Source organism: Streptomyces sp. NPDC001270 (assembly GCF_042896695.1).
Classification (GTDB): Bacteria; Actinomycetota; Actinomycetes; order Streptomycetales; family Streptomycetaceae; genus Streptomyces.
In genome coordinates this window covers 56204-72837 of the sequence record NZ_JBIAXM010000014.1, presented here as the reverse complement: position 1 = coordinate 72837, position 16634 = coordinate 56204, and the positions used below count along the sequence as shown (strand labels likewise).

Sequence of the window (16634 nt, the reverse complement as noted above, 5' to 3'; positions counted from 1 at the left end):
AGAGCCGCCCGCCGGGGATCGCCCCGATCCGTTCGGGCACTGGCAGCCACATCCGAGTCACGCGTCCCTCCATGGGTCCCGAAGCACCCGCCGTGGCCGAGACCCGCCGTCAGGCGCCCGCGCCGAGTTCGCGGACCGCCTCCGCGAACGCGTCACCGCGCTTGTTGTAGTTGGTGAACATGTCCATGGAGGCACAGGCCGGGGCGAGGAGCACTGTATCGCCGGGCCGCGCCAGCCGCTTCGCCTCCTGGACGGCCTGGAGCATCGCCCCAGTGTCGGTCCGGTCGAGGTCGACCACGGGTACCTCGGGGGCGTGTCGCACGAGGGCTTCCCGGATCAGGGCGCGGTCCGCGCCGATCAGGACGGCGCCGCGCAGCCGGGGTGCCGCCTCGGCGACGAGTTCGTCGAAGCTCGCGCCCTTCGCCAGGCCGCCCGCGATCCACACGACGGACGGATAGGCGGCCAACGAAGCCTGTGCCGCGTGCGTGTTGGTGGCCTTGGAGTCGTCGACATAGGCGACGCCGTCCACGTCGGCGACGTGCGCGATGCGGTGGGCGTCCGGGGTGAAGGCCCGCAGGCCGTCGCGTACCGCCCTGGCCGGTACGCCGTAGGCGCGGGCGAGGGCCGCGGCGGCGAGCGCGTTGGCGATGTTGTGCGGGGCGGGCGGGTCGATGTCGGAGACCTCCGCCAGCTCCTGGGCGTTCTTCTGCCGGTCCGGCACGAAGGCGCGGTCGACCAGGATGCCGTCCACGACGCCGAGTTGGGAGGGGGCCGGGGCGCCGAGGGTGAAGCCGATGGCCCGGCAGCCCTCCTCGACATCCGCGGCGCGCACCAGGTCCTCGGTCGCCTTGTCGGCCGCGTTGTAGACGCAGGCGACCTGGTTCCCCGCATAGACGCGGCCCTTGTCGGCGGCGTACGCCTCCATGGAGCCGTGCCAGTCGAGGTGGTCGGGTGCCAGGTTCAGGACGGCGGCGGAGTGGGCGCGCAGCGAGGGCGCCCAGTGGAGCTGGTAGCTGGACAGCTCCACCGCCAGGACGTCGTACTCGGTGTCGCCGAGGACCGCGTCGAGCAGGGAGACGCCGATGTTGCCGACGGCGGCGGTGCGCAGGCCCGCCGCCTCCAGGATGGCGGCGAGCATCCGGACGGTGGTGGTCTTGCCGTTGGTGCCGGTGACGGCCAGCCAGGGCGGGGCGTCCTCGCCGCGCAGCCGCCAGGCCAGTTCGACGTCGCCCCAGACGGGCACGCCGGCCTGCGCGGCGGCGGCGAACAGCGGCTTGTCCGGCCGCCAGCCGGGCGTGGTGACGACCAGGTCGGTGCCCTCCGGCAGGGTGTCTCCGTCACCGAGGCGCACGGTCATGCCCAGCGCCGTCAGCTCGGCGGCCTGGGCGCGGGCCCGCTCGTCGGCGCCGTCGTTGACCACGGTGACCTGCGCGCCGAGGCCGTGCAGTGCCCTGGCCGCCGGGACGCCGGAGACGCCGAGTCCCGCGACGGTGACGTTCCTACCCTGCCAGTCGGTCACTTGTCCGCTGCCCATCCCGCGTAGAAGAGGCCCAGTCCGACAATCACACAGATGCCTTGAATGATCCAGAAACGGACCACCACGAGGACTTCGGACCAGCCCTTGAGTTCGAAGTGGTGCTGAAGCGGCGCCATTCTGAAGACGCGCTTGCCGGTGAGCCGGAAGGAGCCGACCTGGATGACGACCGACATGGTGATCAGGACGAACAGACCGCCCATGACGGCCACCAGCAGCTCCGTACGGGAGAGGATGGCCAGGCCGGTGACGACGCCGCCGAGCGCCAGCGAGCCGGTGTCACCCATGAAGATCTTGGCCGGCGAGGTGTTCCACCACAGGAAGCCGAGGCAGGAGCCCATCAGCGCGGAGGCGATCACCGCGAGGTCCAGCGGGTCGCGCACCTCGTAGCAGGCGTTGGGGTTGGTCAGGGTCACCGCGTTGGCGCAGGACTCCTGGAACTGCCAGACCCCGATGAACGTGTACGCGCCGAAGACGAGCACGGAGGCGCCGGTGGCCAGACCGTCCAGACCGTCGGTCAGGTTCACGCCGTTCGACATCGCGAGGATCATGAACAGCGCCCAGACCACGAACAGCACCGGGCCGATGGACCAGCCGAAGTCCGTGATGAACGACAGCTTCGTGGACGCCGGGGTGTTGCCGCGGGCGTCGGCGAACTGGAGCGAGAGCACCGCGAAGGCGATGCCGACGATCAGCTGGCCGGCCATCTTCGCCTTGGCCCGCAGACCCAGCGAACGCCGCTTGACGATCTTGATGTAGTCGTCGAGGAAGCCCACCAGGCCCATGCCGCACATCAGGCCGAGCACCAGCACACCCGAGTAGGTCGGGGGGTAGCCGGTGATCACCTTGGACAGGAAGTAGGCGGCGACCGTCGAGAAGATGAAGGCGATACCGCCCATCGTCGGCGTACCGCGCTTGCTGGCGTGCTCGCGCGGGCCGTCGTCGCGGATGTACTGCCCGTAGCCCTTGCGGGCAAGGAGCTTGATCAGCAGCGGGGTGCCGATCAGCGTCAGGAAGAGACCGATGACGCCCGAGAACAGGATCTGCTTCATCATCGGGCATCAACACCCTCGGCACCGGTCTGGAGGAGCGCCTGCGCAACGCTCTCGAGACCCACCGAACGGGACGCCTTCACGAGGACCATGTCCCCCGGGCGCAACTCGCTGCGCAACAGGTCGACCGCCGCCTGTGCGTCGGACACGTGCACCGACTCCTCACCCCACGAACCCTCGTTATATGCGCCCAGTTGCAGCCAGGACGCTTCCCTGCCCCCGACCGCGACGAGCTTGCTGACGTTGAGCCGGACGGCGAGCCGTCCGACCGCGTCGTGCTCGGCGAGCGCCTCGTCCCCCAGCTCGGCCATCCTGCCGAGCACCGCCCACGTGCGGCGCCCCTTGCCCATGGCTGCCAGCGCGCGCAGGGCGGCCCGCATGGACTCGGGGTTGGCGTTGTAGGCGTCGTTGACGATGGTCACGCCGTCCGGGCGCTCGGTGACCTCCATCCGCCAGCGGGAGAGGGTGCCCGCCTCGGAGAGCGCTGTCGCGATCTCATTCGGGGACATGCCCAGCTCATGGGCGACGGCGGCGGCGGCGAGCGCGTTCGACACGTGATGCTCACCGTACAGGCGCATGGTCACATCGCTTGCACCGGAGGGTGTGTGAAGCCTGAAGGAGGGCTGTCCGCTGTCCGTGAGTCTCACGTTCTCGGCGCGTACGTCCGCTTCGCCGGACTCTCCGAAAAGGATCACCTTCGCCTTCGTACGGGAGGCCATGGCCCGTACGAGCGGATCGTCGGCGTTGAGGACCGCCACGCCGCCGTCCGCCGCCGCGGGCAGCGCCTCCACGAGTTCACCCTTCGCCTGTGCGATCTGCTCCCGGCCGCCGAACTCGCCGATGTGCGCGGTGCCGACGTTGAGGACGAGGCCGATCCGGGGCGGGGTGAGGCCGGTGAGGTACCGGATGTGGCCGATCCCGCGGGCGCCCATCTCCAGCACGAGGAACTTCGTCTCCTCGGTGGCGGACAGGGCGGTCAGCGGCAGCCCGATCTCGTTGTTCAGCGAGCCGGGCGTGAACACGGTCGGCGCCTTGTGCCGGACCACCTGGGCGATCAGGTCCTTGGTGCTGGTCTTGCCCGCGGAGCCGGTGAGGGCCACGAGGGTGGCACCGAGCCGGGCGACGACGTGCCGGGCGAGGGCGCCGAGGGCGCTCTGGACGTCCGTGACGACGATCGCGGGCACGCCGACGGGGCGCGACGCCAGTACGGCGACCGCGCCCGCCTCGACGACCGCGCGCGCGAAGTCGTGGCCGTCCACGTTTTCACCGGCGAAGGCGGCGAACAGGCTGCCGGGTGCCGCCTCGCGGGAGTCACGGACGACCGGCCCGGTGACCTGGACGGACGGATCCGGTATGTCGTGTGTCTGCCCGCCGACGATTTCTGCGATCTCGGCGAGAGAGAGGGCGATCACAAGTTCATCCCTGGGTCTGCTGGATAGCTTCGCGAAGCACCTGGCGGTCGTCGAAGGGACGGACCACCCCGGCGATGTCCTGGCCCTGCTCGTGGCCCTTGCCCGCGACCAGCACGGTGTCCCCGGGCTGCGCGCGGCCGACCGCGGCGGCGACGGCGGCGGCCCGGTCCTCGAAGAGGAGCACCTCGCCGCGCTCGTGCGCGGGCACCGAGGCCGCGCCTTCGAGCATGGCGGCGAGGATCGAGAGGGGGTCCTCGGAGCGGGGGTTGTCGGAGGTCAGTACGGCCGTGTCGGCGAACCGGGCGGCGGCGGCGCCCATCGGCGCGCGTTTGGTCGTGTCACGGTCGCCGCCGCAGCCGAGGACGATGTGCAGCCGCCCCTTGGTGACCTTACGCAGCGCCTTGAGGACCGATTCGACGGCGTCGGTCTTGTGGGCGTAGTCCACGACCGCGAGATACGGCTGCCCGGCGTCCACCCGCTCCAGCCGGCCCGGCACGCCCGGCACGGCGGCGATGCCGTCGGCCGCGGACTGCGGGTCCAGGCCCGCGGCGGCCAGGGCGACGACGGCGGCGAGGGTGTTGGCCACGTTGAAGGGCCCGGCCAGCGGCGACCTGGCGGCGATCCGCTCCCCGCGGGGGCCGACCGCGGTGAACGTCGAGTCCAGCGGGCCGATCCGGACGTCCTCGGCACGCCAGTCCGCGTCGGGGTGGCCCTCGGCGGAGTAGGTGACGACCGGGACGGACGCCTCCTCGGCGAGCCGCCGGCCGTACGGGTCGTCGGTGTTGATCACACCGAGCCTGCTGCGCGCGGGCGTGAACAGCTGCGCCTTGGCCTGGAAGTAGTCCTCCATGTCGGAGTGGAACTCCATGTGCTCCGGGCTGAGGTTGGTGAAGACGGCCACGTCGAAGACGCAGCCGTCGACCCGGCCGAGGACGAGGGCGTGGCTGGAGACCTCCATGGCGACCGCCTCGACGCCGCGTTCCCGCATGACGGCGAAGAGCGCCTGTAGGTCGGTGGCCTCGGGGGTGGTGCGCTCGGACTTGATGCGCTCGTCGCCGATACGCATCTCGACCGTGCCGATGAGCCCGGTGGGTCCGGCCGTCCGCAGGCCCCCCTCGACGAGGTAGGCGGTGGTGGTCTTGCCCGAGGTGCCGGTGATGCCGATCTGGAGCAGGTCGCGGCCGGGATCGCCGTAGATCGTGGCCGCGAGGGAGCCCATCCGCGCGCGCGGGTCGTCGACCACCAGGGCCGGCAGGCCGGTCGCGGCGGCGCGCTCGGCGCCCGCCGGGTCGGTCAGCACGGCGACCGCGCCGAGCCCGGCGGCCTGGGCGACGAAGTCGGCGCCGTGCAGGCGGGCGCCCGGCAGGGCGGCGTACAGGTCACCTGGGCGGACGGCGCGCGAGTCGTGGGTGATGCCCGTGACCCCGGCGGTGCTGTCCGGTACGGCGGCACCCAGCTGATCGGCGAGCTCCGCGAGGGGTGTGGCGGAGGCCCGAACCGGTCGGGGCGGCCCCGGACACATCGTGGAAGCGCCCTTCTGGGTGGTTTGGGACTGATCAGCGTGTGGCACGGCGGTGAGCGTACCGGGCTCGGCCGCCTCGGAGCGAAGCGAGGACGCGGGCGGTGTGTGGTTCCCGGGTTCGGGAGTGATCGTTGTCACGAGCTGGTTCCTGGTGGTCGTTCCCGGCAGTGCTGATCAGGGTTTGTAGGTGACGGGCAGGTTGGGGGCCTTGGTGCCGGTCGGCGGCACCTGGAGGGTCTTCAGGGCGAACTCCATGACCTGCTTGTAGATGGGGCCGCAGATGTCGCCGCCGAAGTAGCTGCCGGAGGTGGCGTTCTGGATCGCGCAGTAGACGGTGATCCGAGGGTTGTCCGCGGGTGCGAATCCGGCGAAGGACGACGTGTAGCCGCGGTACTTGCCGGTGGCCGGATCCACGCGGTTGGCGGTGCCGGTCTTGCCCGCGGCCCGGTAGCCGGGGATGCGGGCCTTGGCGCCGGTGCCCTGCTCGTCGTCCACGACGGACTCCAGCATCCGGGCCACGGTCTTGGCCGTCTTCTCGCTGACCACCCGGGTCTTCTCGGGCTCCGGGGCCGGGGTGAAGCGGCCGTCGGCGCCCTTGTCGCCGCGCACCAGGGTCGGCTCGACGCGGACCCCGCCGTTGGCGATCGTCGAGTAGACCGACGCGGCTTGCAGGGCGTTGATGGAGAAGCCCTGGCCGAACGGGATCGTGTACTGCTGCGACGTCGACCAGGTGTCCGGCGCGGCCAGGATGCCCTTGGTCTCGCCGGGGAAGCCGAGCCCGGTGGAGCCGCCGATGCCGAACTTGCGCAGGTAGGAGTAGAGGACCTGGTTCGCCGCCGGCTGGGTCTTGCCGAGCTGGCCGGTGGCGAGGATGGTGCCGATGTTGCTGGACTTGGCCAGCACGCCGTTGAGCGTGAGGTACCAGGTCGCGTGGTCGACGTCGTCCTGGAAGAGCCGGTCGCCGCGGTGCAGCCGGTTGGGGACCTCGACGTGCGTGAGCGGGGTGGCGGCGTCCTCCTCCAGTACGGCGGCCATCGACATGACCTTGGCGGTGGAGCCGGGCTCGTAGGCGTCCTGGAGAGCCGCGTTGCCCATCGCCGACGGGTCGGCCTTCGACAGGTCGTTGGGGTCGAAGCCGGGCGAGTCGGCCATGGCGAGGATCTCACCGGTGCGGGTGTCCTGGACGATCACGTAGCCGCGGTCGGCCTTGGACTTCTTGACCTGCTCGGTGATGGCGTTCTGCGCGGCCCACTGGATGTCGCGGTCGATGGTCAGCTCGATGTCGGAGCCGGGGACCGCGGGGGTCTCGGTGGAGCCCGCGGTGGGCACCTGCCGGCCGCCGGCCTGGGCGTAGCGGAGGCTGCCGTCCTTGCCGGCCAGCTCCTTGTCCAGTTGCTGCTCGATGCCGCCGCCGCCCTTGCCCTCGGCGTTGACCCAGCCCAGTATCCCGGCGGCGAGGTCGCCGTTCGGGTACACGCGCTGGCTGCTGGGGTCGGAGAAGACGCCGACGAGCACGTTGACGGTGGACTTGTCCGTCTGGGCCTTGTCGGTCAGGGCGCTCTTGAGGTCCTTGATCTGCTTCCAGACCTGCGGTGTCTGCCGGCCGGCGAGCTTGACGTAGCGCAGTTCCTTGTTCGCCGGACGCAGCTTGCGGACCAGGTCGGCCTGGTCCTGGCCGAGGATCGGCGCGAGCAGCGCGGCGGCCTGCTCGGGGCCGTCGTCGATGCCCAGTTGTTTGCGGGTGAACATCGTCGGGTCGGCCGTGATGTCCTCGGCGTCCTCGCTGACGGCGAGGGCCGTGCCGTTGCGGTCGGTGATCTCGCCGCGCTCGGCGGTCAGGGTGTGCACCACGTAGCGGTTCTGCTCGGCCTTGGCGGCGTACGCGCTGGCGTCGACGGCCTGGACCTGGAGCAGCCGGACGACGAAGGCGAGCAGCACGAGCGTCAGGGCGAGACCGACCAGGCGCAGGCGGGGGCGGGGGCTGCCGAGCCGGAGGGCCGGCGCGGCGGACCGGGGCGGGCTCGGGCGCCGGACCGGGCGGGCGCCGGGTCCTGGCTGCCGCCGGCCGGCGGAACCCGACCGGTGGGGGGCGCCGCGGTCCGCGCGGATCCGGGGCGGGACGGGCCGCGCGGGGCCGGGCACGCGGCGGCGCGGCGGCTGCTTGTCGGACACTTCCGTCACCTGCCGGAGGTCGGGGTCGGGGTGGACCGGGGGGCGGAGGGGGACGGCACCTGGGCGGAGGCGGCGGTTGCCGGGGTGGCCGGCGGTGTGGCGGGGCCGCCGGCCGGACCGGACGAGCCGGTGGCCGGGGCGGCCGGGCTCACGGTGGCCAGCGCCTCCGGTGGCCGGGGCGCGGGCGAGCGGGCCACGGACTGCCGGGCGGCGGGGCTGGGGACGCCCTTGGCGGAGCCGTCGGGGTCGAGGAAGGCCGGGTCGCCGCCGGGCACCATGCCGAGTTCGCGGGCGCGGCGCTGCAGGGCGTCCGGGGCGGAGTAGGCGTCGATGTCGCGCCGCAGCGCCTGCTCCTCGTCGGTGAGGTTCTTCGTGCGCTTCTGCAGGTCGTCGAGTCTGAACGAGCCTTCGCTGAGGGCCGAGTTCAGCACGAGCAGGCCGATGAGGCCGCCGCCGAGGAGCAGGACGACGAGGAGGACGAACGGGGCGCGGGCCGCCCGGGCCCGGCCGGCCGGGAATAGCCGGGCGAGCCGGGCGGCTCTGCCCCGCAGCTGGGGATTCCTAGCCACGCGTCCTCCGGTGAGTCTCGCCTCGTCCGCCGACGGGCCGGGGCCTCGTACGTCCTGCGCCGGGCCCGGGCCCCGTCTGTCCTGCGGCGGATCCTCGGACCGCACGTCCACCGGCGGGCCGGGGCCCCGCAGGCCCTGGGGCGGACCACCCGAAGACCACGCGCCCTCTGGCGGGCCCGGAGACCGCATGTTCTGCGGCGGGCCACCCGGGGACCAGTCGCCCTCCGGCGGGTCCGGGGACCGCACGTCCCCCGGCGGGCCGGGGCCCCGCGTGTCCTCCGGCAGGTCCGGAGACCACACACCGTCCAGCGGGTCCGGAGACCGCACGTTCTGCGGCAGGCGGCCCAGGGACCAGTCGCCCTCCGGCGGGTCCGGGGACCGCACGTCCCCCGACGGGCCGGGGCCCCGCGTGTCCTCCGGCAGGTCCGGAGACCACACACCGTCCAGCGGGTCCGGAGACCGCACGTTCTGCGGCAGGCGGCCCAGAGACCATGCGCCCCGCGGCGGATCCGGAGACCCTATGTCCCCAGGCAGGCCGGAGGCCGCACACCTCCCGGCGGATCCGGACCCGGCACGTCCGCCGGCGGACCACCCGAAGACCAGTCGCCCCCCGACGGGCCCGGAACCCGTACGTCCCCGGACAGGCCCGGAGACCGCACACCCCTCGGTGTGCCCGGAGACCATCCGTCCCCGGGCACGCCGAGGGGCCACTCGTCCTCCGGTGGGTCCGGGGACCCGGCTCGCTCACTCGGTGTCCTCCCTGATGCGCTCGGCGCCGCGCAGCCGCGCCGGGGCCGCCCGGCGGTTGTCGGCGACCTCCTCCTCGCTCGGAAGTTCGGCACCGCGCGTGAGCAGCTTGAGCCGGGGCTGGTAGCGCTCGGGCACGACCGGCAGTCCGGGCGGCGCGGTACTGGTGGCACCGGCGGCCAGGACCTGCTTGACCAGACGGTCCTCCAGCGACTGGTACGACAGGACGGCGATCCGCCCGCCCACCGCGAGCGCCCTGACCGCGGCGGGGATCGCCCGCTCCAGGACGTCCAGTTCGCCGTTGACCTCGATGCGCAGCGCCTGGAAGGTGCGCTTGGCCGGGTTGCCGCCGGTGCGCTTGGCGGCCTGCGGCAGCGCGTCCCGGACCAGTTCCACCAGGCGCGCGCTGGTGGAGAAGGGCTCCTTGTCCCGCTCGCGGACGATCGCGGCGACGATCCGTTTGGCCTGCTTCTCCTCGCCGTAGGCGCGCAGGATGCGGACGAGTTCGCCCGCCGGATAGGTGTTGAGGACCTCCGCGGCGCCGATCCCCGTCGACTGGTCCATGCGCATGTCGAGGGGGGCGTCCTGGGCGTAGGCGAAGCCGCGGTCGGCCTCGTCGAGTTGCATGGAGGAGACACCCAGGTCGAAGAGGACGCCCTGCACGCGCGCGATGCCGAGCCGGTCCAGGACGTCCGGCAGTTCGTCGTAGACGGCGTGCACGAGGGTGGCCCGGTCGCCGAAGGGCGCGAGCCGCTGCGCGGACAGGCTCAGCGCCTCCTTGTCGCGGTCCAGGGCGACGAGCCTGGCGTCGGGGAACCGGCCGAGCAGCGCCTCGCTGTGCCCGCCGAGGCCCAGGGTGCAGTCCACGACCACGGATCCGGGTCGCTCAAGCGCGGGCGCCAGCAGGTCCAGACAGCGTTGGAGCATCACCGGGACGTGTCGGCTCTCTCCCGCCTGTCGCCCGCCACCGCCCTGGTTCGGAAGCGCGTCGCGCCCTTTCATCTCTGGGCCTCTCAGATCCGGCGCGGGCCGTACGCACCGCCGGGTCCCCGCCCTCTCCCGGCTGACGCCGGGGTGCCGCCCGGTCGAGGGAAGTGCCGGCGCCGGTGGCGTCAGTCGGCGGGAGGGGGTGGAGGCCGAGCCGTGCGTACACGCCGCGCACGTGGGGTTGCGGGTGCCGGGGTCTCCGGGTGAATTCAGTCCAGCGGAGGGTGATTCGCCTCCCGCTTCGCGTCACTTTAGTCCACCGTGTCGCGCGGTCAATCAACCGGCTTGCGCGTCGCGGACGGCCCTCCGGCAGGCGCCGCAATCCGGAAGGAATCACTCGTACAGTCCCGCTTTATCGTCCGTGTGGGTTAGCTCACACCCCGCGACGATGACTTCTTTTGTCCCGCCTCCCAGCAGGACCGCGCGGCAGGTGACCAGTAACGTCGTGAGTATGACGACTTCTGCAGCAGTTCCCGCCGGGTCCGAGGGCGCCATAACGGGCGACGGCACCGTCACGGACCGTCTCGTGGAGGCCAACGAGCGGTACGCCGCCGCGTTCGCCGACCCCGGGATGGACGCCCGTCCCGTGCTCCGCGTCGCGGTCGTGGCCTGTATGGACGCCCGGCTCGACCTGCACGCCGCGCTCGGCCTGCAACTCGGCGACTGCCACACCATCCGCAACGCGGGCGGGGTCGTCACCGACGACGTGATCCGTTCCCTGACGATCAGCCAGCGGGCCCTCGGCACCCGCAGCATCGTCCTCATCCATCACACGGGGTGCGGCATGGAGTCCCTGACCGAGGAGTTCCGGCACGATCTGGAGATGGAAGTCGGCCAGCGCCCGTCCTGGGCGGTGGAGTCCTTCCGGGACGTCGACCAGGATGTGCGGCAGTCCATGCAGCGGGTGCGCACCTCGCCGTTCCTGCTGCACACCGAGGATGTGCGTGGCTTCGTGTTCGATGTCAGGACGGGTCTGCTGCGGGAGATCGACGCGGCCTGAACGGTCCGGCGGCCGCCCCGGGAAGCGCCGGTGCCCGGTGCTTCGGCGGCCTGCCGGGGAGCCGTGGGACCGACCTGGCGCCGAAGTTGTCCACAGGCGAGTGACACGAATCGGTAACGGCGGCAAGAATGCGGGTGTGGCGTCACGCGGAACTTTTCCCGTGTGGTGTCCGTGTTTCGGGGTGGGCCGGTCCGCGGCGCAGAGCGGCGGCCCGGAGTGAGAACGGGCCGAGGAGGGCCGGGTGACGACCTATGACGATCGAGCGAGCCTCACAGATCTGACCGCCACTGTGGAGCGTGTCCGCAGTTCGGTGGAAGGAGTGATCGAGGGCAAGCCCGAGGTCGTACGGCTTTCCCTGACGGTACTGCTCGCCGAGGGGCACCTCCTGATCGAGGATGTCCCCGGCGTGGGAAAGACGATGCTCGCCAAGGCGCTGGCGCGGTCCATCGACTGCTCGGTGCGCCGCGTCCAGTTCACCCCCGACCTGCTGCCATCGGACATCACCGGTGTGTCCATCTGGGACCAGCAGCGCAGGGACTTCGAGTTCAAGCCGGGCGCGATCTTCGCCCAGATCGTGATCGGCGACGAGATCAACCGCGCCTCGCCCAAGACCCAGTCCGCGCTGCTGGAGTCCATGGAGGAGCGGCAGGTCACCATCGACGGGCAGACCTATGAACTGCCCAGCCCCTTCATGGTGGTGGCCACGCAGAACCCGGTCGAGATGGAGGGCACCTACCCGCTGCCGGAGGCCCAGCGCGACCGCTTCATGGCCCGCGTCTCCGTCGGCTACCCCAGCGTCGAGGCCGAGTTGCGGATGCTGGACGTGCACGGCGGCGCCTCGCCCCTGGACGACCTCCAGCCGGTGGCCCACGCGCACGAGATCGTGAAGCTGATCGAGGCGGTCCGCGACGTGCACGTCGCGGACACCGTCCGGCGCTACGCGGTGGACCTGGTGGCCGCCACCCGCGCCCATCCCGATCTGCGACTCGGCGCGTCCCCGCGGGCGACGCTGCACCTGCTGCGCGCGGCGAAGGCCGCGGCGGCCCTGGCCGGCCGGGAGTACGCGCTGCCGGACGACATCCAGGCCCTGGCGGTGGCGGTCCTCGCGCACCGGCTGCTGCCCACCGCGCAGGCCCAGCTCAACCGGCGTACGTCGGAGCAGGTGGTCCAGGAGATCCTGCAACGCACCCCGGTGCCCGCGGCGTCGCAGCAGAGCGGCTTCGGCGGACTGGGTGCGACCGCCTTCGGCCAGCAGCCGCCACGGAGGCTGTGATGAGCGGCGGGGGGACCGGACAGCCGGAGCCCGAGGGCGACGACAAGAGCGGCGTCCGCGCCGCTCTGGCCGGGCTGACCACGCGCGGCCGTTCGTTCCTGGCCGCCGGCATCGCCGCCGCCGTCTGCGCGTACGTCCTGGGGCAGAGTGATCTGCTCCGGGTCGGGCTGCTGCTCGCCGCACTGCCCCTGGTCTGCGCGACGGTGCTCCACCGCACCCGCTACCGGGTGGCGGGCAGCCGCCGGCTCTCCCCCTCCCGCGTGCCCGCGGCCGGCGAGGCCCGGGTTCACCTGCGGATGGACAACGTCTCACGGCTGCCCACGGGCCTGCTGATGCTCCAGGACCGGGTGCCGTACGTGCTCGGGCCGCGGCCCCGGTTCGTACTGGACCGGGTGGAGCCGGGCGGCCGCCGGGAGGTCTCCTACCGGGTCCGCTCGGACCTGCGGGGCCGCTACCCGCTCGGTCCGCTGCAACTGCGCCTGAGCGACCCCTTCGGGATGTGCGAGCTGACCCGCTCCTTCTCCACGTACGACACCCTGACGGTGATCCCGCGCGTGGAGGCGCTGCCACCGGTGCGGTTCGGCGGGGAGGCCAAGGGGTACGGCGACGGGCGGCAGCGTTCGCTGGCCCTGGCCGGCGAGGACGACGTGATCCCGCGCGGCTACCGCTACGGCGACGATCTGCGCCGGGTGCACTGGCGGTCCACCGCGCGCTACGGCGAACTGATGGTGCGCCGGGAGGAGCAGCCGCAGCGCTCCCGGTGCACGGTGCTGCTGGACACCCGGGGCATCGGCTTCGCGGGGGCGGGCCCGGACTCGGCCTTCGAGTGGGCGGTCTCGGGCGCCGCCTCCGTGCTGGTGCACATGCTCGAACGGGGCTTTTCGGTACGCCTGTTGACGGACACCGGCAACTCGGTGCCCGGGGAGGGCGCCGACGGGTTCGCCGGTTCCAGCCAGGAGACGGCGGACGCGGCCGGGCTGATGATGGACACCCTCGCCGTGATCGACCACTCGGACGGCACGGGCCTGTCCCGGGCGTACGACGTGCTGCGCGGCGGCAACGAGGGGCTGCTGGTGGCCTTCATCGGCGACCTGGACGAGGAGCAGGCCGGCGTGGTCGCCAAGATGCGCCGGCGCGGCGGCGGCGCCATCGCCTTCCTGCTGGACCCGGACGCCTGGATGCGGGAACCGGCGAACGGTCCCGGCCCGGTGAACGGTCCCGGCCCGGAGAACGGGCCCGCGGAGCGGCTGCGGCTGCTGCGGGAGGCGGGCTGGACGGCCGCGAGCGTGCCGCGCGGTGCCGCGCTCGGCGAACTGTGGCGTCGGATGGACCAGGAACGCATGGGCGCGGCCGCGCTGAGCGGCGGGGAGGCACGGTCATGAACGGTGACGGGACGCGACCGGAGCGGGCGCGACCGGGGCCGGCACGGCCAGAACGGGCACGGCCGGGACGGACGCGGCCAGCACGGGCACGGCCGAGAAGGACACCGCTGGTCGGGGCACCGATGAGCGAGGCGCCGACGCATGCGGCGCGGCTGGTCGGAGCGCTGATGGGTGACGTGCCGATGAGCGGGGCGCCGAGGAGCGGGGCACGGCCGGTCGGGATGTCGTCGGGTCGGATACGGCTGGTCGGGGCGTGGTTCCGCGGGGCGCGACCGGGCGGGGCGCGGGGGAGACGGACACGACCGGGCGGGGCCGCGGTACCGGCCCCGCGGCCCGGTGGCGTGGTCGGTGGACAGGAGGTGCCGGCATGAGCGCACGGGCACGGCTCGCGCTCTGTGCCGCCGCGGCCACGATGATGGCCGCGTGTGCCCTGCTGCCGCTGGTCACCCCGATGACCTGGCTCTTTCAGGCGGGTTTCCTGGTCGCGGTGCAGGCGGGCGTGGGCGCGGTGACCCGGCGGGTGCCGCTGGCCCGGCCGCTGACCGTGGCGGCTCAGGCATTGGTGAGCCTCATGTTGCTGACCCTGGTCTGTGCCCAGGGGCATGCGCTCCTCGGGGTGATCCCCGAGCCGGACACCTTCCGCTACTTCGCCGACCTGCTCCAGCAGGGCTCGAACGACGTCAGCCGGTTCGCGATCCCGGCCCCCCTGTCCGACGGCATCCGGCTGATGCTCGTCGGCGGTGTCCTGGTGATCGGGCTGATCGTGGACATGCTCGCGGTGACCTTCCGCAGCGCGGCGCCCGCCGGGCTGCCCCTGCTGGCCCTGTACTCCGTGGCCGCGGGCCTGTCCGATGGCGGCACGGACTGGCTGTGGTTCCTGGTCGCCGCCGCGGGCTACCTGATGCTGCTGCTCGCGGAGGGCCGGGAACGGCTCTCCCAGTGGGGCCGCGTCTTCAGCGGCGCCACCCGCTCCCCCGGCGGCCCGTCGGCCAGCGCGGTGGCCCCCGTCCGCACGGGCCGGCGCATCGGCGTGGTCGCGCTGGGCGTCGCCCTGGTGGTGCCCCTGGCCCTGCCTGCCATAGAGGGCGGCCTCCTGGACGGCACCGGAACCGGCATGGGCGCGGGCAACGGCAATGGCGGCACCATCTCCGCGATCAACCCCTTGGTGTCGCTGCGCGACAGCCTGAACGTGGACGAGGACCGCCAGGTCCTGTCCCTGAAGACCGACTCGAACAACACCTCCGACCTGTATCTGCGGATCGTCTCCCTGGACGACTTCGACGGCACCACCTGGAAGCCGTCCCAGCGGCACATCGTCGGCGTGCCGAACCGGTTCCCCACGCCGGCCGGCCTGAGCCCCGACGTCAAGCGCTCGGAGGTGCGGACCCGGATCGCGGCCGCCGACTGGTACGCGCAGGACTGGCTGCCGATGCCGTACCCGCCGAGCGGCGTGCAGGTCTCCGGCAAGTGGCGTTACGAGCCGGTGGGCATGACCCTGGTCGGTGACCACGGCCAGAACACCCGTGGCGCGGTGTACGAGGTGACCAGCCTGGACGTGCAGCCGACGGCGGACCAGCTGGCCTCGGCGCCGGAACCGCCGGCGGCGCTGAAGCGCGAGTACACCAAGGTGCCGAAGTCGCTGCCGTCCGTGGTGGCGGAGACGGCCAAGCAGGTCACCGAGGGCGCGAGAAGCGAGTACGAGCAGGCGGTCAAGCTCCAGGACTACTTCGCCGTGACCGGGGGATTCCAGTACGACACCCAGGTGCAGGTGGGCCAGGGCCCGAACGCGATCGCCACGTTCCTGGAGAAGAAGCAGGGCTTCTGCATCCACTTCTCCTTCGCGATGGCCGCGATGGCCCGCACCCTGGGCATCCCGGCCCGGGTCGCGGTCGGCTTCGCGCCCGGTACCCCGCAGTCGGACGGCACGGTGTCGGTCGGTCTGAAGGACGCGCACGCCTGGCCCGAGCTGTACTTCGAGGGTGTGGGCTGGACCCGCTTCGAGCCGACCCCGACCCGGGGTACGACGCCCGACTACACGCTGTCGGACACGCCCGGCACGTCCCTGCCGGACGTGGCGCGTCCTTCGCAGCAGTCGTCCGCGGCGCCGTCCACCGAGACCTCGCCGAGCGAGAGCTGCACGGCGCAGATGCGGAAGCTGGAGGCGTGCGACGGTCCGTCGACGGCGGCCACGGTGGCCGGCGGGGACGACGGCCCGCAGTGGTGGCAGTCGGCCCTGTGGGCCCTCGGCGGACTCCTCGTCCTGATGATCCCGCTGTCGCCGCTGCTGTGGCGGAAACGACTGCGTGCCGTACGGCTGGGCGGGCATGCCCGCACCGAGGAGGGTGCGGCGGCCCACACGCTGGCGGCGTGGCAGGAGCTGACCGACACCGCGTGGGACTTCGGGATCCCGCCGGACGAGTCGCTGACCCCGCGCGGGGCGGCCGCCCGGATCGTCCGGCTCGGGAGCCTCGACACGGCGGCCGGGAGCGCGGTGCACCGGGTGGCGGACGCCGTGGAGCAGGTCCTCTACGCACCCCGGCCGCAGCCGACGGCCGGTCTCGCGGAGGAGGTGCGCCGGGTGGCCGGGGCACTGGGCGGCGCGGCCACCCGCGGTACGCGACTGCGGGCGCTGTTCGCCCCGCGCTCGGCCGTGCGCGCCCTGTGGGCGGCGTCGGCGCGGTCGACGGCGCTCAAGGCACGGGTCACGACGGCCCGGCCCACCCTGCGCAGACCGTCCGGCCAGGGAAACTGAGGCAGCACACGCCGGAACGGCGCTGAGGCTGTGCCCTGTGCCCTGTGCCCTGTGCCCTGTGCCCTGTGCCCTGGCCGATGGTGCCCCTGGCCAGGGCGCCGAGGCCGTCGGCTGGGGCTCAGGGGGCAGCCGGCTCAGATCCTCAGCGGCTCAGGGGGCTGGGGCTCACGGACCGCGGACCGCACGGGCCGGAGGCCCGTTCGGACGTGTATGAGGGGTGATCACCCCTCGC

11 protein-coding genes are annotated in these 16634 nt (G+C 72.8%); 4 read left to right on the top strand and 7 right to left on the bottom strand.

Translation table 11 applies throughout. The annotated features are described in order from the left end of the window. Nucleotides 1-109: 109 nt before the first annotated feature. From murD to rsmH, 7 genes are all read right to left on the bottom strand, one after another. Complete coding sequence (murD, locus tag ACFY2B_RS23860; RefSeq protein ID WP_390765106.1) at nucleotides 110-1534, bottom strand: UDP-N-acetylmuramoyl-L-alanine--D-glutamate ligase; 1425 nt, start codon at nucleotides 1532-1534, stop codon at nucleotides 110-112. Further along, nucleotides 1516-2586: a phospho-N-acetylmuramoyl-pentapeptide-transferase gene (mraY, locus tag ACFY2B_RS23855; RefSeq protein ID WP_390765229.1), complete on the bottom strand. Its 1071-nt coding sequence runs from the start codon at nucleotides 2584-2586 to the stop codon at nucleotides 1516-1518. Before mraY ends, murD begins: the two co-directional genes overlap by 19 nt. Continuing rightward, complete coding sequence (murF, locus tag ACFY2B_RS23850; protein WP_390765105.1) at nucleotides 2586-3998, bottom strand: UDP-N-acetylmuramoyl-tripeptide--D-alanyl-D-alanine ligase; 1413 nt, start codon at nucleotides 3996-3998, stop codon at nucleotides 2586-2588. The genes mraY and murF overlap by 1 nt, the downstream gene beginning before the upstream one ends. A gap of 4 nt (nucleotides 3999-4002) precedes the next feature. Next, a complete protein-coding gene (locus tag ACFY2B_RS23845; RefSeq protein WP_390765228.1) occupies nucleotides 4003-5520 on the bottom strand; it encodes a UDP-N-acetylmuramoyl-L-alanyl-D-glutamate--2,6-diaminopimelate ligase in 1518 nt (505 codons plus the stop codon). A gap of 174 nt (nucleotides 5521-5694) precedes the next feature. Beyond that, nucleotides 5695-7692 carry a peptidoglycan D,D-transpeptidase FtsI family protein gene (locus ACFY2B_RS23840; protein WP_390765104.1) on the bottom strand — a complete coding sequence of 666 codons (1998 nt, stop codon included), beginning with the start codon at nucleotides 7690-7692 and terminating at the stop codon, nucleotides 5695-5697. 5 nt (nucleotides 7693-7697) lie between these two features. Next, on the bottom strand, nucleotides 7698-8261 hold the full coding sequence (locus tag ACFY2B_RS23835; RefSeq protein ID WP_390765103.1) for a septum formation initiator family protein: 564 nt from the start codon (nucleotides 8259-8261) through the stop codon (nucleotides 7698-7700). A gap of 744 nt (nucleotides 8262-9005) precedes the next feature. Beyond that, nucleotides 9006-10010, bottom strand: coding sequence for a 16S rRNA (cytosine(1402)-N(4))-methyltransferase RsmH (gene rsmH, locus ACFY2B_RS23830; protein WP_390765102.1), 1005 nt, complete (start codon nucleotides 10008-10010; stop codon nucleotides 9006-9008). A gap of 436 nt (nucleotides 10011-10446) precedes the next feature. On the opposite strand from rsmH, the gene ACFY2B_RS23825 reads away from it, so the two are divergent. The 4 genes from ACFY2B_RS23825 (at nucleotide 10447) to ACFY2B_RS23810 (ending at nucleotide 16402) form a co-directional block, all read left to right on the top strand. Further along, nucleotides 10447-10995: a beta-class carbonic anhydrase gene (locus ACFY2B_RS23825; RefSeq protein WP_390765101.1), complete on the top strand. Its 549-nt coding sequence runs from the start codon at nucleotides 10447-10449 to the stop codon at nucleotides 10993-10995. A 241-nt stretch (nucleotides 10996-11236) separates the two neighbouring features. Next, nucleotides 11237-12268: an AAA family ATPase gene (locus tag ACFY2B_RS23820; RefSeq protein ID WP_390765100.1), complete on the top strand. Its 1032-nt coding sequence runs from the start codon at nucleotides 11237-11239 to the stop codon at nucleotides 12266-12268. Then, nucleotides 12268-13650, top strand: a complete 1383-nt coding sequence (locus ACFY2B_RS23815; RefSeq protein WP_390765099.1) for a DUF58 domain-containing protein — start codon at nucleotides 12268-12270, stop codon at nucleotides 13648-13650. Before ACFY2B_RS23820 ends, ACFY2B_RS23815 begins: the two co-directional genes overlap by 1 nt. 367 nt (nucleotides 13651-14017) lie before the next feature. Next, a complete protein-coding gene (locus ACFY2B_RS23810) occupies nucleotides 14018-16402 on the top strand; it encodes a DUF3488 and DUF4129 domain-containing transglutaminase family protein (protein WP_390765098.1) in 2385 nt (794 codons plus the stop codon). Nucleotides 16403-16634 lie beyond the last annotated feature (232 nt).

Coding starts and splice junctions, on each gene's coding strand:
- murD (WP_390765106.1), bottom strand. CDS start 1,534: ATGGGCAGCGGACAAGTGACCGACTGGCAGGGTAGGAACGTCACCGTC.
- mraY (WP_390765229.1), bottom strand. CDS start 2,586: ATGAAGCAGATCCTGTTCTCGGGCGTCATCGGTCTCTTCCTGACGCTG.
- ACFY2B_RS23845 (WP_390765228.1), bottom strand. CDS start 5,520: ATGTGTCCGGGGCCGCCCCGACCGGTTCGGGCCTCCGCCACACCCCTC.
- rsmH (WP_390765102.1), bottom strand. CDS start 10,010: ATGAAAGGGCGCGACGCGCTTCCGAACCAGGGCGGTGGCGGGCGACAG.
- ACFY2B_RS23825 (WP_390765101.1), top strand. CDS start 10,447: ATGACGACTTCTGCAGCAGTTCCCGCCGGGTCCGAGGGCGCCATAACG.
- ACFY2B_RS23815 (WP_390765099.1), top strand. CDS start 12,268: ATGAGCGGCGGGGGGACCGGACAGCCGGAGCCCGAGGGCGACGACAAG.
- ACFY2B_RS23810 (WP_390765098.1), top strand. CDS start 14,018: ATGAGCGCACGGGCACGGCTCGCGCTCTGTGCCGCCGCGGCCACGATG.